At 42.8% G+C, this 15,359-nt stretch carries 15 protein-coding genes and 2 pseudogenes; all 17 read left to right on the top strand.

What is annotated here, in order from left to right:
* Positions 1-286: 286 nt before the first annotated feature.
* The 17 genes and pseudogenes from C7R92_RS26820 to C7R92_RS26730 all read left to right on the top strand — a co-directional run bounded on the left by C7R92_RS26820 (position 287) and on the right by C7R92_RS26730 (position 15,250).
* The gene (locus C7R92_RS26820; protein WP_106836240.1) at positions 287-1,072 is read left to right on the top strand and encodes a hypothetical protein; all 786 of its coding nucleotides are present in this window, start codon (positions 287-289) and stop codon (positions 1,070-1,072) included.
* Positions 1,073-1,164: 92 nt separating this feature from the next.
* On the top strand, positions 1,165-1,950 hold the full coding sequence (locus C7R92_RS26815) for a hypothetical protein (RefSeq protein ID WP_106836239.1): 786 nt from the start codon (positions 1,165-1,167) through the stop codon (positions 1,948-1,950).
* Between the two features lie 87 nt (positions 1,951-2,037).
* Positions 2,038-2,691, top strand: a complete 654-nt coding sequence (locus C7R92_RS26810) for a response regulator transcription factor (protein WP_106836238.1) — start codon at positions 2,038-2,040, stop codon at positions 2,689-2,691.
* Positions 2,692-4,128, top strand: coding sequence for a sensor histidine kinase (locus C7R92_RS26805; protein WP_106836237.1), 1,437 nt, complete (start codon positions 2,692-2,694; stop codon positions 4,126-4,128).
* A 206-nt stretch (positions 4,129-4,334) separates the two neighbouring features.
* Positions 4,335-4,535 (top strand): annotated as a pseudogene (locus tag C7R92_RS32990) (DUF1801 domain-containing protein); the annotation flags it as partial.
* Positions 4,536-4,781: 246 nt separating this feature from the next.
* Positions 4,782-5,240, top strand: a complete 459-nt coding sequence (locus C7R92_RS26790; protein WP_106836234.1) for a ribosomal maturation YjgA family protein — start codon at positions 4,782-4,784, stop codon at positions 5,238-5,240.
* A gap of 84 nt (positions 5,241-5,324) precedes the next feature.
* A complete protein-coding gene (locus tag C7R92_RS26785) occupies positions 5,325-5,936 on the top strand; it encodes a DUF4304 domain-containing protein (RefSeq protein WP_106836233.1) in 612 nt (203 codons plus the stop codon).
* 264 nt (positions 5,937-6,200) lie between these two features.
* Complete coding sequence (locus tag C7R92_RS26780; RefSeq protein WP_017248562.1) at positions 6,201-6,671, top strand: hypothetical protein; 471 nt, start codon at positions 6,201-6,203, stop codon at positions 6,669-6,671.
* Between the two features lie 515 nt (positions 6,672-7,186).
* Positions 7,187-7,503: pseudogene (locus C7R92_RS26770) on the top strand (heavy metal-binding domain-containing protein).
* 3 nt (positions 7,504-7,506) lie between these two features.
* Positions 7,507-7,731: a hypothetical protein gene (locus C7R92_RS26765; RefSeq protein ID WP_017248564.1), complete on the top strand. Its 225-nt coding sequence runs from the start codon at positions 7,507-7,509 to the stop codon at positions 7,729-7,731.
* Positions 7,732-7,888: 157 nt separating this feature from the next.
* Positions 7,889-8,515, top strand: coding sequence for a hypothetical protein (locus C7R92_RS26760; protein WP_106836232.1), 627 nt, complete (start codon positions 7,889-7,891; stop codon positions 8,513-8,515).
* A 382-nt stretch (positions 8,516-8,897) separates the two neighbouring features.
* On the top strand, positions 8,898-9,572 hold the full coding sequence (locus tag C7R92_RS26755; RefSeq protein ID WP_106836231.1) for a response regulator transcription factor: 675 nt from the start codon (positions 8,898-8,900) through the stop codon (positions 9,570-9,572).
* Positions 9,569-11,389 (top strand): sensor histidine kinase, encoded by a 1,821-nt coding sequence (locus tag C7R92_RS26750; protein ID WP_106836230.1) that lies wholly within the window; start codon positions 9,569-9,571, stop codon positions 11,387-11,389. Before C7R92_RS26755 ends, C7R92_RS26750 begins: the two co-directional genes overlap by 4 nt.
* 113 nt (positions 11,390-11,502) lie before the next feature.
* Positions 11,503-12,189: a GDSL-type esterase/lipase family protein gene (locus C7R92_RS26745; RefSeq protein WP_106836229.1), complete on the top strand. Its 687-nt coding sequence runs from the start codon at positions 11,503-11,505 to the stop codon at positions 12,187-12,189.
* A 21-nt stretch (positions 12,190-12,210) separates the two neighbouring features.
* Complete coding sequence (locus C7R92_RS26740) at positions 12,211-13,617, top strand: MBOAT family O-acyltransferase (RefSeq protein ID WP_106836228.1); 1,407 nt, start codon at positions 12,211-12,213, stop codon at positions 13,615-13,617.
* 14 nt (positions 13,618-13,631) lie between these two features.
* Complete coding sequence (locus C7R92_RS26735) at positions 13,632-14,771, top strand: DHHW family protein (RefSeq protein WP_106836227.1); 1,140 nt, start codon at positions 13,632-13,634, stop codon at positions 14,769-14,771.
* 5 nt (positions 14,772-14,776) lie between these two features.
* On the top strand, positions 14,777-15,250 hold the full coding sequence (locus C7R92_RS26730) for a DUF4358 domain-containing protein (protein WP_106836226.1): 474 nt from the start codon (positions 14,777-14,779) through the stop codon (positions 15,248-15,250).
* Positions 15,251-15,359 lie beyond the last annotated feature (109 nt).

Here is a 15,359-nt window from a genome sequence, read left to right as displayed (position 1 = left end):
TGTTCTTTGCTTTATATTTTCTATAGTAATAGTAGAAATTGATTCGGTTACGATGTTCTACTCTCATTCATTGGTAGGAATGTGAAAACTGCTCTTGAAAACCATCTGAAGTAAGCCTCCAGGTGGTTTTCAATCTTCTCTGTAACAACGAACGAAATGGTTTTTATAGAATTTACAACTTGGAGACAACTGAAAGATACTTTTAACATATGAACGCTATATTCTATTAACTGTAACAAGGGTTTCGTGCCCAAACCAAAAACAAAAAATTTCAGGAGGCATTACCATGAATAAAAAAAATATTCTCGTTTTGTCAATGGCACTAACAATTGTAGGCGGTGCTACAGCAGCGGTATTTGCAAGCGATAACGCGATTAATTCTACTAAAAACAAAGTCGTAACGTTGGCAAGCAAAGAAGGAAATGGCACAAATCAAACCACTACGAATGATGTAGTCAAAGTAGCAAATGGCAAGATTAGTGATGAAGAAGCGGTAAAAATGGCAACAAAAGCTCTAAAAGACTATATGGGGCTTGACGCGAAATCTTTTGGTGAGGCGCATGTAAATCGAACGAACAACCAAGAAGACTTTAAGTTCTTTATGGATTTATATTCAAAAGAAGATGCAGCTGTATTAAAAGAAAACGCCAAAAAAGATACGGCAGATGTTATCGTTGTACAGTTTGTTCGGGCTGAAGACTTAAACCAGCCAATGGCCGCTTCTAATCGCATTGTCATGAATGAAAAAACAGGGGAAATTGTTTCTCTAACTGCTTTCACTGATGAAAATCGAAGCTCAGAGACAACAATCGATGATGCGAAAGTTAAATCTGCGGTTATCAGCTTTTTTGATCAACAACAGAAAAAGGTTAAGGAAAATACGATGAAGGTTAGTAAGAGTACTAGTTCCGGAACCGTGCGTGTTCTTTGCAACCTGGAAGATGGAAGAGATGTAGAGATGACAATTAGTCTGAAGAATTATTCAGTATCTAGTTATGAGATTAATTATGACAGACTAATTCCTCTACCTTCCGAAGAAAAAGATTACCGTGAGAATTTCAGAGAAATGTAAGTAAATGAAGATATTGTAGGACGGATAAGATGGAGTAAGTGCCCGAAATGATACTTACTCTATCTAACCCAAAAATCCCAGGAGGCATTACCATGAACAAAAGAAATATTCTCGTTTTGTCAATGGCACTATCAATTGTAGGCGGTTCTACAGCAGCTGTATTTGCAAGCGAAAACGCGGTTCATTCTACTAAAAACAACGTCGTAACAATGACAAGTAAAGCAGGAAATAGCACAAATCAAACAACTGTAGCCAAAGTAGCAAATGGAAAGATTAGTGATGAAGAAGCGGTAAAAATGGCAACCAAAGCTCTAAAAGACTATAGGGGTCTTGACGCGAAATCTTTTGGTGAGGCGCATGTAAAGCGAACGAACGCGCAAGAAGACTTTAAGTTCTTTATGGGTTTAGTTTCAAAAGAAGATGCAGCTGTATTAAAAGAAAACGCCAAAAAAGATACGGCAAATGTTATCGTGGTACAGTTTGCTCGTGCTGAAGACTTAAACCAGCCAATGGGCGCTTCTAATAACATTGTCATAAATGAAAAAACAGGTGAAATTGTTTCTTTAACTGCTTTCACTGATGAAGATCGAAGCTCAGAGACAACAATCAATGATGCGAAAGTTAAATCTGCGGTTATCAACTTTTTTGGTAAACAACAGAAAAAGGTTAAGGAAAATACGATGAAGGTAAGTAAGAGTGCTAGTTCCGGAACCATACGTGTTCTTTGCGCTCTCGGAGATGGAAGGGATGTAAAAATGACAATTAGTCTGAAGAATTATTCAGTATCCAGTTATGAGATTAATTATGATAGATTAATCACTCTACCTTCCGTAGCAAAAGACTACCGTGAGAATTTCAGAGGACTGAAAGTGAATTAAAAATTGTAGGACTGATTAGATGGAGTAAGTGCCCAAATTGGTACTTACTCCATCTAACCGTTACAAAAGGAACGAGGTAAAAACTGAATGATAAAAATTTTAGTGGTTGAAGATGATATCGCAGTAGCAAATTTAATAAAATTGAATTTAAATACGGCAAATTATGAAAGTACAATCGTTTTTGATGGAGAGGAAGCCCTAAATATTATTGAAAGAGATCGTTTTGATCTCATACTTTTGGATGTGATGCTTCCGAAAGTTGATGGATTTACTTTATTCGAAAAAATTAAACCTTTAGGGATACCTGTCATTTTTTTAACTGCGAAAAGTTCGGTCACAGATAAGGTGTATGGATTAAAAGCGGGAGTAGATGACTATATGACGAAACCCTTTGAAGGAATTGAATTGCTGGCCAGGATTGAAAATGTATTAAGACATTACAATAAAAAAAGCAACATCATACATTTTAAAGACACAGAAGTATACTTGCAAGAAATGCAGGTGAAAAAGAACGGTGAAATGATTGAGCTTACCTTGAAAGAGTTCGAATTATTGGTGTTTTTAGTGCAAAATAAAAACATCGTATTAACGAGGGAAAAAATCATAGAAAAAATTTGGGGATATGACTACGTTGGCGAGACGCGGACGATTGACAACCATATACAAAAGCTAAGAAGAAAGCTGGGATGGAAAGATGAAATTAAAACAGTATTTAAATTGGGATATAGGCTGGAGGAATAAATGAAATTTTGGCAGAGGATATTTTTATGTACATTAATCATATTTGAAATCTTTTTTGTACCAGCATCCATTTACCTGATTAATAGCAGCTTTGAACTCAATCTCAATTTGGAGATCCGTTCCGGGATAAGTGAACAGGATCGATTTGCTAACTCTTTAGAATCAAATCTATATCTACTTAAAGTTCAAAAATCTTCAACCCCAGATGCTGAAGGAGTTGGCAAACCAAGCATCGATTCAATGATTCGTACCTACTTGGACAACCTTGGAGAACAGGATGTATATCTGGATGTAATAGATGAAAAAAACAAAGTTATTTTTAGTCATTTTAAAAATAACAAGATAACTCTTACTCATCGTGAAGAATTAAACATCCCAACCGATAAAGTAAATTACATCATACGGGATCTAGGGGAAAAGACATACTTATTTATAGCTAAGAATATTTATTTGGAAAATAATCACTATAAGCTTTCTTACGTGAAAGATATTTCGAGTGTTTATGAAAATAGAAAAGACTTATTAAGCCTTTTAATCAAGTTAAATGCTCTTATCTCAGCAATTTTGGTCATCGTTACCATAACAATGAGCAAGTTTATAGTAAAACCGATTAATAAACTTATCAAGTCAACAAGAATAATTGCAGGCGGGAATTTCAGCGAAAGAGTCATGGTCAAATCGAAAGATGAAATCGGGTTGTTAGCGGAAAATTTCAATTTGATGGCCGTTGATGTAGAAGATAAAGTAAACCAGCTTAAAAGATCTTCAGAAGACAAACAAAGGTTTATCGATAACCTGGTACATGAACTTCGGACTCCTTTAACTTCGATCATAGGCTATGCGGATTATTTACGAACGAATAAATATGATGAAGAGACTTATATCAACTCATTAAGCTTTATCTATGAAGAAGGAAAGCGGCTAGAGAAACTGACATTTAAGCTTATGGAGCTCATTGTTTTGCGAAAAGAAGATTTTGAGTTAAAAAAGGGAAAACTTGACGAACTTTTTGTGGAAATCAAACATTCCTTTATTCCAAAGCTGAACATAAAGAATATAGATCTGGAAATATCGACGGAGCATCTGAGTGTTTTAATGGATAAGGATTTGATGAAAATTTTGCTTGCAAACTTGGTAGACAATGCGATTAAAGCATCGAAGAACAACGATAAAATACTTCTGCGTTCTTACAGAGATACTGAGTCGAAAATTATTCTGGAAGTGAAAGATACAGGGATCGGTATTCCTGATGACGACATAACAAAAGTTTTTGAGCCATTCTTTATGTCCGACAAATCGAGATCGAGAGCGAATGGAGGAGGCCTCGGGCTCGGGCTTTCATTATGTAAGGAGATCGCTAACATTCATGACGCTGAAATAAGAATAGAAAGTAAGCTGGGTGAAGGTACAATTATCCAATTGGTTTTTAACTATTAGATGAAGAAAGCTTTGCCGTACTTGAGCCAATCGCTGATCACGGATCGTGTAGGTACACTCACGAGCACCTTCTTTGTTAACTTGCTAGACAGGGAGTACAATCTGAAAATGTTAAAATCTAGTTTCAGGATGAAGCGATTCATGATTAATGAAACGTTGGATGATTCTAAAAAAACCTGATTCCCTGAATCCAGCGCTGAAGTAGCTTTAGCGTTGCCAAACATCATTTGGCTGTTTCTCCAGAAAGGGCAGGGATTATTCATTTTTCTGATGAAATTGTGCAGGCTGGCTATGATCACACCAAAGAGTTGGTACGTATCCGGTGGGATCGTCCGGTTGATTTCTCATTACTTGAGAAAATGATCGAATTTAATATCTTGGATAAGGCAGACTGTTCAACTTTTTAGCGGAAATAGCTCAACATCATAAAACAGATCACTTGATGGGTATAGATACCATTAAGTCATCTGTTTTTATACCAAAAAGGTCGCAACGCAAAGTGAAAAACTTGCAAAGTAGTAAGTAGACGAAAATACGTGGTGGCGATAACGTAGCTCAATCTTGTTGTTCACTGAAAATAATGTTTTAGACTTAAAAATAAAATGTTAGACTGTGAAAAAAATAGATACATAAAAGAGGAAGATTGATGGTGTATGCACAAAGCCGAATGGAAGTACTACCGGACGATACCTATGAGCATAAGTAACGAGCGCTCCGTGTGTCGATGGAGAGAGAGGGTCGCCTATATCGTCGCCGTTTTTGTTGTCATGGCTTTGGGCTTAGGGTCCAGAGCGTTCGCTGATGTGTTGCCTGTCTTTGTAGCTGAGCATTTTGGCGATGCATTATGGGCGTGCATGATCTACTTCGGCTTTCGCACATTGTATGCTCATAAAAAGATTTCTTTCGCGCTGTGGTGGAGCCTCGCGTTTTGCTTTGCGATCGAGGGCAGCCAATTGTATCAGGCCGATTGGATCAATTACCTCCGAGAGACAACTATGGGGGCGTTGGTATTAGGAAAAGGCTTTTTGACGGCGGACCTTGTGCGGTACACTGCGGGAGTTGCCGTCGCTTCTCTGCTCGACCTTGCTTGGCCTTGGCGTAAGCCCTCGTGATTTTTGGCGGAACAACGCCAGCAGAATGCTTTTACAAATACATATTTGAAACAAAAAATCTATAATAAACTCCTAGGAGGGATCATGTTGCAGCAGCTCTTTAACGATATGATTAAACAGGACGTAAAGCCCTTCCTTTCCAAGCATGGCTTCGCAAAGAAGAGTTTGAATTTCCTTAAGAGTACAGAAAACCTCATCTACATGTTCAACTTCCAAAAATCTGCTGGCAATGCAGCGGACAATGTCATGTTTTATGTGAACTGCGGCATTTATGCAGCGGAGTTGGCACAAATACAGTCGAGAGAGATTCTAACAGCACCTAAAGAAGCGGAGTGTCATTTCAGAGCAAGAATTGGAGAAATGGTTGAGTCTGCTCCGGATCGATTTTCAATCACTCCTGAAACGAATATGGATGATGTTAGCAAAACGCTGCTAAGTGGATTAGAAGAGGTTATTCATTTCTATGATACGATGACTAGTGCCAGATCCATTGTTGATTATTACACTTCAGGTCCATTTTTACATCTGAGCGAAGAAAGCTTTCATTTGCTCTTACAATCTAATGATGTAGTAGCGGCTAAACATTATTGGAAGACGTTGCAGGAAAAGTACGGAACAGAAAAGCGATGGACCATATTCGAGAATAAATACAGGGCCATCTTCCATAAATACGGCGTGGAATTTGATAAGCGATAAGTCAGCATTGTGATCGCAAGTGAGAAACGATTTGGTGGCGGTGGCAAAATCTTGATGATGCCTTACCCCGTTATGACATGAACCTAATGTAAACGTTCGTTCAATAAGAACAGCGGCCAGTATAAGACTTTATTTTCAGGTCTTAGCTGGCCGCTGTTTCATTTTGTGGAGTTAGTCTAAAACCAATTTCTGGTAAAATAGGCGAACGAATAGGCGGAAAAACCATAACGTAAAGTGTATCAAAGCCAATGGAGGAGGGAAATTATGTACGGGTGGTATCCACAAGAGGGTTATTATCCAATTTCGGCAGGAGAAGGCAGACGCTACAACGATTACGAATTATTGAGACACATCGCCAGATTAGAGCGACGTTTGGCAGAAGTACAAGAAGCCTTGTCAGCATGTATGAAAAAGAATGACGGATTAAAAAAGGATTTAGAAGTTGTTAGACTGCAAAGCCCAGTGCAAACGCAAAATGATCAAACCTATCAACAGCCAGCAGTCGATAAAGTAAATGTCAAATGTATTGCAGCGACAGGGACATCGGTAACCTTTGAGATATCGGAAAGAAGATTAACATTTGATAGCGATTATTATGGTAAATATGTAGGCGAATATACCCCTGGAAAAGTATACGCAGCCATGGCGGATTATGGTGCGGGGCAAATCTATCTAACCATTAAGGATGATAATGAAATTTGGCATACATTTAGATATTCACGTTTCGAATCGTAATTGACAAGTTGTTGTCGAGTGATGTAACCAAGAATACTGACTGTGTGTTGCCAGAAAATGCTTATGTCACTCGACATGATACATACTTCGGAAAGTGCTATGTAATAAAATATTTAGACAAACCAAATAAGAAAGTACAGAAACGTTATGGGAACTCAAGTGCTTATTTATGTTCGATTTCTTGACGAATTACATACCAAAATGCGTTACGTGTGGTTTCCATCAACTTTCATCAGCGTTATCTTGGGCGTTGAAGCAACATATGGCTGTCTTCCTTATCGTCAAGCCCATCAGTCGAGCCAAAGATCACTGGGTGTTCTATGGCTTTCTGTCGTCTTTTTACGGAGGGGTCTGTAAGAAGTGCTCATGCGTCTGGGTTATGACTGTTTTGGGCATCTTGTTTGGCTTCCTATATTGGCGATATGGTGTAGAAGTTGCGATCATTAGTCATTTTAGCGCTGACAGCGTGCTACATGTGATCTTGAAAAATAAAACATAGAAAGTAGGAGAAGCAAATGATAGTTGTAACTACAGAAAACATTCCAGGATATCGTGTCGTTGAAGTAAAAGGAACCACATTCGGTTTAATCGTTCGAGCACGCGGAATTGGCGGAGACATCATGGCAGGTCTTCGTTCAGTAGTTGGCGGAGAAATCAAGGATACACGGTGCTCCTGGAGGACGCGCGCAAACAAGCGCTTGACCGCATGATTAAAAACGCAACTGCCATGGGAGCTAACGCTGTGGTAATGTGTCGTTACGACTCTGGAAATATGGGAAATATGGGGGAAGTTGTCGCGTTCGGTACAGCAGTTGTCGTTGAAAAGGTATAATGAATGATTTATGTTGTTTATTACATTGTGTTTCAGATCTTGCTTTTCATCACCTTGCTAATCATTTCCAAAATAAAGGACAAGCGACTGCACCAAGACCACGGAGAAGTCGTCCCGCCCGGATTTGAGCCCACGAATGAAGTGACGATCGATCCGGTAACGCAGGAAAAGCGTCGTGTATACTTCAATCCGAAGACCGGGGATCGCTATTACAAAATTGAAAAATAAGCGATGAGGATGACTGTCCAGCTCATGGGGCAGGAAAATATGGAGATAGTAGAATTAAGTAGAAATGAGCCAAATCTTGTTAGCTGACAAGATTTGGCTTTTATTGTGCGCCCAGCAAGGGCGATAGCTCTAGGGTGTAAGTCCCGAACGGGGTTTGTTGAACTTAAGTGCTTTAACAACGTTCGTGTTGGCATTCATTGCATTAGGGTCAGGTCCAGTATCAGCGAATGGGACAGGTTCACCAGTAGCATATTTGTGCGAAGATGCAGACTATCAAGGTTACTGCTTAGGTCTATACGCGGGTACTAGAATTAATACACTTGATGAAAAATTCTTCAATGACAAAGCTTCCTCGATCAAGATTTTAGATAATCGATACAACGTAACTGTTTTCGAACACTTAAATTGGACTGGACGTAGCACTACTTATTTGTTCAGTGATCGTGACATGAGTGACGAAAAGATTGGGAACGATGAAGCTTCTTCTCTTTATCTTTCTGGACATCAAGAAGAGCTAAATGGAGTTTACTTGTACGATAACTACGGAATGAGCGGCGATTGGATCAAGGTTACCTCAAGCGCGAGCACTATCCCACTTAATGACAAGATTTCGTCCATTCGTATCGTCGGACCATATGATATAACGATATTCGAACATGCAAACTTTACTGGAAGAAGTTTGAGTTTTAGTGGTAATGCTTATCTAGAGGGCACCACGATTCCCGATTTGGTTCCCCACGGATTTAACGACATTACATCAAGCATATTAATCACAAAGCGCTAATAAATGAAAGTTCTTCATGTCTTTGCACTCCATTTTTCTTCATTGTCAACTAGGTACATCCATCGTTAGCCTACGAGATAATAAATAGAACCATCTAATAGGAAAAAGTGACCATTCATTTGGTCACTTTTTGTGTTACAACCTCCGGCAGGAAAGTTTTCATCTGTTATCACGATACCGGGGAGATCAAGTTATAAGCGGATTCATTCGAGGAGCTGATCGAGGAAAATTTTTATGAATAATGAAAAGCCCCATTCGCTAGACCATTTGCCAAGCGTCCATAACGACCTTTTACAGTACTGCCATATTGTGACGACCCCAAACTCATGATAACATTCTAAAAAATATCTTTTGGAGAGATAGAAGACGAGAGGTCATTAGCATGACGAAAACGATACTGATAGTGGAAGACCAGCAGGTTTTGCGAGAGATTATGAAGGAATACTTGATGGACGAAGGATACGAAGTGCTGGAAGCGGGGGACGGGAGTCAGGCGCTGACGTTATTTCAAGAGCATGAAGTTCATTTGATCATTCTGGACATTATGCTGCCGGAATTGGACGGGTGGTCAGTATGCAGACGCATTCGCAAAGTTTCCAACGTCCCCATTCTGATGTTAACAGCTCGTGCGGATGAGGATGACACGTTGCTTGGATTCGAGCTCGGAGCGGACGATTATTTGGTGAAGCCGTGCAGTCCTCCCATCCTGCTGGCACGCGCCAAGCGGTTGCTGGAAAATCGGCAAATCCAAGAACCGGGGGATATGTTGTCCGGCGGCGGGATTACGATTCACTTGCCGTCCCGAACCGTTTCGATTGAGGGAAAGAACTATAGCCTGACGCACACAGAATTCGAAATTTTGGCCTACTTGATGAAAAACAAAGGCATCATTCTCACCAGAGAACAGCTCCTTACAAAAATCTGGGGTTACGACTTTGACGGCGAGGATCGTACGCTCAGCAGCCATATTCGCAATTTGCGTTCCAAGCTGGGAGAGCATGCGAAGCATATCGTCACTGTTGTTCGTTCCGGTTATAAATTCGAGGATCGGCCATGAGAACAAGCATTGTACTCAAGCTGTTTCTCCTCACAACGGGATTATGCCTGTTTGTGATCGCGAGTATTTTTATCGGACAAACCGTATTTTTCGAGCAGTTTTATGTGCATCAAAAGGTAGAGAAGGTGAAGGAAGCCCTTCAATTCTATCGGCAAAACGAGTTGACTCATGCCGGGGATTCCCAGGATGAAGTCAGGAAGGAACAGGAGTTTTATCAAAAGACGAATGCCTGGTTTGCTCGATTGGATGATAGCGGTCATTTGAAATACACCGACGATTTCGAGATGGAGGTCCGGCTAGAGCACTCGGACGCCACCCCTGCTCTTTCTGGCAAGTCGATTGTCGTTCCGCTGTACACGGTCATGGATGTGGAGGATGTAAGCGATGATAACCCCTTCATCGATACCTTTGTGAAAACGGGTCAACAGATTGCCATGGAAGGGATCATGGTCGATAATCAATGGTTTCCGCAGCGGATCGGGAGGAGTGTCTCCAATCTCAGAGAGGAAAATCGACTAGAGAATCAGCAACTCGTCAAAAAAGAGTATGAGGTCGTCCCGCGATTCAAGAGTCCTACCGAATACCATGAGCGTTATCCCAGCGTACTGGTGCACGGAACCATCACACAGGTCCGGACACCGCAAGGCGCGGATGTATCCCGTTATACGAACCGCTTATTTCTTGAACGGGTGAAAGCTTTTCAAGCAGATCTGCTATACGGGGATTATGTGGAGCAAACAAGCACCATAACGAACTACAATGAGAACGATATGGACTACAAAGTATTCGTAGAGCGCGTGATCGATCCAACAGGGAATCCCGCCTATCTATTCGCCATGACATCATTGCAACCTGTAAACGAAGCTACAGAGGTCATGAGAAGTTATTACGGCTACATCATTGCGGGTACCTTGCTGCTCGTTCTGCTCGCCTCTTTCTATTATTCCCGCAGAATAGCAGCTCCTTTACTCAGCATGGACGACATGACCCAAAAAATGGCCAAGCTGGACTTCTCTGAAAAAATTCCGATCAAGACAGAGGATGAGATCGGCAGCCTGTCACGGAATATTAATCGGCTTTCGGATATGCTGCATGCCCATATTGTCCGGCTGGAGCAGGATATCGAGAAAGAAAAGCGGCTGGAGCAAACGCGTAAAGAATTTATAGCTGGTGTGTCGCATGAGCTGAAAACTCCGCTCAGCGTCATGGAAAGCTGCCTTTACATTTTGAAGGATAAGGCGGACAGCCCAAAGCGAGACTACTATTTTGCTGCGATGAAAGATGAAGTGAAGAAGATGAACCTGCTTGTTGCGGATATGCTGGAATTGGCAAAATATGAATCCGGTACGTATAGAATGCAGATGGAATCGTTCCGAATTGATGTGGTACTGGAGCAAATCTGCGTAAAGTTGGCACCGGACCTCTCCGGCAAGCAGTTGCAGTTGCACAACCGTTTCTCCCCAGTCGAAGTCATCGCCAATCAGCATCGAATCGAGCAGGTGATCGTGAATTTCCTGACAAACGCCATACGCTACACGCCGGAGCAAGAGGACATTGTCATCTCGACAGTTGAAGGGGAGGATACCGTCAAGATTTGCATCGAAAATAAAGGCGTCCATATTCCGGCCGAGCAATTGGAGAAGATATGGGATCGTTTCTACCGCGGCGAGCACTCCCGCAACCGTGCGACCGGAGGAACCGGATTGGGCCTGGCGATCTCCAAGCAGATATTAGAACTGCATGGGTCGTTCTATGGGGCAATGAATACGGAGGAAGGCGTCTTGTTCTATTTTGAATTAAAGAAAAAGAAAGTGTAGAACCTTGGTTCTGCACTTTTTTTATTGCATTTCTACCCAATCTGCACACGATCTGCATCTGATCTTGATCTCCGACGATTACTCTTTACCTTGTTCAAGAAGAAAGGGGAAAGATGAAAGTGCAAAAGAAAATGATGGATATTACACTGATCGCAATGGTCGCCTTATCGGTTGCGGCATGCAGCACCAATGGACAACCACCTGCTTCCGAGATGACTAGGCAGGCCGTAGACATCTCCACTCCGGAGCAAACCTCATATGCATCACAGTATCAAACAAGCGTTTTTCTCGGAGATTCGATTACGGAGGGATTGTCTTACCATGATGTGCTGAAAGACAAGAACGTGCTGGCAGGTGCAGGGAAAACGGCTGAATTCGCGCTACAAGATATAGACGAACTGGTCAAGCGAAAGCCCCAGCATATTTTTATCCAGCTAGGTTCGGATGACATTTTATGGCCGACTGACAATCCCAAGGAATATTCGTTGTCGTATTACGGCCAATTGATCGATCGCATCAAAGTAAGGCTTCCAGAGACGTCCATCACGATATTATCCGTTACCCCGGTTACGGCAGAGGCAGAAAAAGCGGAGCCCCGTTATCGAAATATCGGCGACTACAATGAGGGACTGAAGGAGCTGTCAAGCAAGGTACAAGTCGGATTCATCGATGTGTCGTCAATCGTGTCCGCTCATCCTGACATGTACGATGCGGACGGCATTCATTTCCAAGCCGAGTTTTACCCGATCCTGCTCGATTACGTAAAAAATGAGCTGGGTCGTCAGAAGAGCGCAAAATAGCGGCGCGGGAGGAAGCGAACGTTGGTATTCAGCAGTCTGATATTCCTATTTCAATTTCTGCCCGCCGTGCTGCTCGTTTATTATGTGTCGCCCAAGAAGCTGAGAAATGTTGTTCTGTTCGCAGCGAGCCTCATCTTTTATGCATGGGGCGAACCAGTTTATATCGTCATCATGATTTTTACAACCGTATTTGATTATATCAACGGGCTCGTGATCGACAAGTACAGTCACCGCAAGCCGATTGCCAGAGCAGTGTTGCTCGGCTCTATTTGCGGAAGTCTGGCGATTCTCAGTTTCTTCAAATATGCCGGGTTTGTCGTTTCGAATGTGAATGATCTATTCGGTCTGCATATACAAGTGGCTGATCTGCCACTGCCCGTCGGTATTTCCTTCTATACGTTCCAAACGATGTCCTATGTAGTCGATGTATACCACGGTAAAGTGCCGACACAACGAAATATCGTTGCTTTCGGCACTTACGTCACGATGTTTCCCCAACTGGTCGCAGGTCCGATCGTCAAATATGGGGATATCGCGGAGCAACTGGTCTTTCGTAAAGTGACGCTGGAGCAGTTCGGAGAAGGGGCGGAATGGTTCATCCGGGGATTGGCCAAAAAAGTGCTGCTAGCCAACAATATCGGACTGCTATGGACCAACGTGAACTCGACGCCGATGGAGGACTTGACTGTCCTCTCCGCTTGGCTCGGCATCCTGGCGTTTACATTTCAAATTTATTTCGATTTCAGCGGGTATTCAGATATGGCGCGTGGGCTCGGCAAAATGTTCGGTTTCGAATTCCCAGAAAACTTCAAGCATCCGTATATTTCACGAAGCGTTACAGAATTTTGGCGCAGATGGCATATTTCCCTCGGTTCCTGGTTCCGGGAGTATGTCTATATTCCGCTCGGCGGCAACCGGATGGGCTTGGGAAAGCAGTTCCGTAACCTCTTGATCGTATGGTTCTTAACCGGTCTGTGGCATGGGGCGAGCTGGAACTTTATCGTATGGGGCTTGTATTTCGGCTGTTTCGTTGCGTTTGAGAAGCTGTTTTTGCTGAAGTGGCTGAAGCGTTGGCCGAACTGGGCAGGACATCTCTACACGCTGATGATTGTCGTTGTCGGGTGGGTCCTTTTTGAATTCGAACATTTGCCTTCCGCGTGGATGTTCATCCGTGCGATGTTTGGTTTCGGGGGTCACGAATGGGTGGATCGCCAGGCGCTCTACGACCTGACGACGTATGGCGGATTGCTCGTTCTGTTGGCCTTGTGCGCGACACCGCTGCCCCGGAAAGGATTGGAGCAGATGAAAGCCCGATGGAATTCGGTAGGCATGATCGCTGCTTTGGCACTTTCTATCATCAGTTTGGTTTTGTCGTCAGCTTATTTGGTCTTTGAGGATTACAATCCATTCTTATATTTTCGGTTTTGAGGGGAGGGAGCAGTTTGACCAGATATGACAAACGCACGCGAGCCGTGACGGGCTTGTTGTTCTTGCTGTTTATCCTCATGGTGGCTGTTTTGAACATACTGACCCCTGATCAGGCATTTTCGGAATCGGAAAACAGGGTGCTCGAGAGCAGGCCGCGTTTTTCACTGCGATCACTACTGGGCGGGAAGTTCACATCAGATTACGAGACCTATATCACCGATCAATTTGCTTTCCGAGACGTTTGGATCGGAATAAAAACGGATGCGGATCGTGTTATGGGCAAAAAGGACAGCAACGGTGTTTATCTGGGTAAGGATGGGTACCTGATTCAACATTTCTCATCGCCGCAAGACGCCGAGGTGAATGACAGAATTCAGGCCATCCATTCGATTCACCAGAAAACGCCCGATCTCCGCAAGTACATCATGCTGGTACCGACCGCTGCCGCGTTGCTTCGGGATAAACTGCCCGCCTACGCACCACTTGGTGACGAACATGCTGCTCTGAATCGAGTACGGCAATCGCTTCAACCTGATATTCGCTTCGTTGATGTCTATCCCGCGCTGTATGCCGGACGCGAAGAAGCCATTTTTTATAAAACGGATCATCATTGGACGAGCAAAGGCGCTTATTATGCTTATCGGGTGTTGTGCAAGCAGATGGGGATTGTTCCAAAAGACGAAGCTGCGTTCAACATCCGGCAGGTGACGGATGCATTCTACGGATCGCTCTATTCGAAGAGCGGCTTCCGCCATTTACAGCCTGATCGTATCAATCTTTATTTGCCGAAAGAGGAAAGCAAAAAGAAAGTGGAGTACGTGTACGAAGGCCGTACCGCGGATTCCTTGTACCAAATGGACAATCTGTCCAAAAAGGATAAGTATGCGCTATTCCTCAACGGCAACCATGCACTGGTCCGAATCACAACGGAGCATCCGGACGGGAAGAAGCTGCTGATCGTGAAAGATTCGTACGCCAATAGTCTGATTCCCTTTTTGGCCGAACACTTCACAGAGATCGATGTCGTTGACCTTCGCTATTATGAGGAATCCGTAACAAAGCTCATACAAGATCGGCAGTTTCATGACATGCTATTCCTTTACAACGTCAAAACGTTTTTTGAAGACACCTCTATTCTGAACATTATGGAGTGAATGGAATGAAGCGATTTTTGTCTGTACTGCTTATGTTTGCTATCGGAATGGGCATATTGGCCGGATGCTCCAGTGGCGGGGGGACTGCCGAAGAACTTTCGGCCTCAGAAGTGGGAGAAAGAATTCAACAAACAGTAAGTTTTCAGGATATGAAGCAAGGGGATCTGGAGAAACTGCAAAAGTTGTATCAGATCGAGACAGGAAAAGTAGAGGATTTCATCCTGTACACGGCTTCATCCAATGTGAAAGCGGATGAACTGGCTGTGATCAAAGTCAACGATGCGAGCGACACCGAGTATATAAAAGAAAAAATACAACAACGGATCGAGGCACAAACAATCAAATGGAAAGACTATCGCCCAGAGGAGTATTTTCTCATCGAAAAACATGTTTTGAAGACGAAAGGGACGTTTGTTTTATTCGCGGTGTCGAAAGAGGTTGATCAAATAGAATCTGTGTTTGACGAAGCTCTGAGGTAAAGTCACGATGACAAATCCTTTTGGCATAGGATGTAAATGAGTGTAGCTACACAGAGACTCTTAACTATAAAGGGACCTATCCTGATTCTTGAAGTGCACCCCTTAGAAT

The organism is Brevibacillus porteri (assembly GCF_003013475.1).
Taxonomy (GTDB): domain Bacteria; phylum Bacillota; class Bacilli; order Brevibacillales; family Brevibacillaceae; genus Brevibacillus; species Brevibacillus porteri.
Note: the sequence above shows the minus strand (reverse complement) of the source record. Positions and strands in the feature narration are given on the sequence as shown.

Excerpts from the sequence above, each read along its gene's own strand:
- C7R92_RS26820 (WP_106836240.1), top strand. The coding sequence starts at position 287 with ATGAATAAAAAAAATATTCTCGTTTTGTCAATGGCACTAACAATTGTA.
- C7R92_RS26815 (WP_106836239.1), top strand. The coding sequence starts at position 1,165 with ATGAACAAAAGAAATATTCTCGTTTTGTCAATGGCACTATCAATTGTA.
- C7R92_RS26810 (WP_106836238.1), top strand. The coding sequence starts at position 2,038 with ATGATAAAAATTTTAGTGGTTGAAGATGATATCGCAGTAGCAAATTTA.
- C7R92_RS26805 (WP_106836237.1), top strand. The coding sequence starts at position 2,692 with ATGAAATTTTGGCAGAGGATATTTTTATGTACATTAATCATATTTGAA.
- C7R92_RS26790 (WP_106836234.1), top strand. The coding sequence starts at position 4,782 with ATGCACAAAGCCGAATGGAAGTACTACCGGACGATACCTATGAGCATA.
- C7R92_RS26785 (WP_106836233.1), top strand. The coding sequence starts at position 5,325 with ATGTTGCAGCAGCTCTTTAACGATATGATTAAACAGGACGTAAAGCCC.
- C7R92_RS26780 (WP_017248562.1), top strand. The coding sequence starts at position 6,201 with ATGTACGGGTGGTATCCACAAGAGGGTTATTATCCAATTTCGGCAGGA.
- C7R92_RS26765 (WP_017248564.1), top strand. The coding sequence starts at position 7,507 with ATGATTTATGTTGTTTATTACATTGTGTTTCAGATCTTGCTTTTCATC.
- C7R92_RS26755 (WP_106836231.1), top strand. The coding sequence starts at position 8,898 with ATGACGAAAACGATACTGATAGTGGAAGACCAGCAGGTTTTGCGAGAG.
- C7R92_RS26750 (WP_106836230.1), top strand. The coding sequence starts at position 9,569 with ATGAGAACAAGCATTGTACTCAAGCTGTTTCTCCTCACAACGGGATTA.
- C7R92_RS26745 (WP_106836229.1), top strand. The coding sequence starts at position 11,503 with ATGAAAGTGCAAAAGAAAATGATGGATATTACACTGATCGCAATGGTC.
- C7R92_RS26730 (WP_106836226.1), top strand. The coding sequence starts at position 14,777 with ATGAAGCGATTTTTGTCTGTACTGCTTATGTTTGCTATCGGAATGGGC.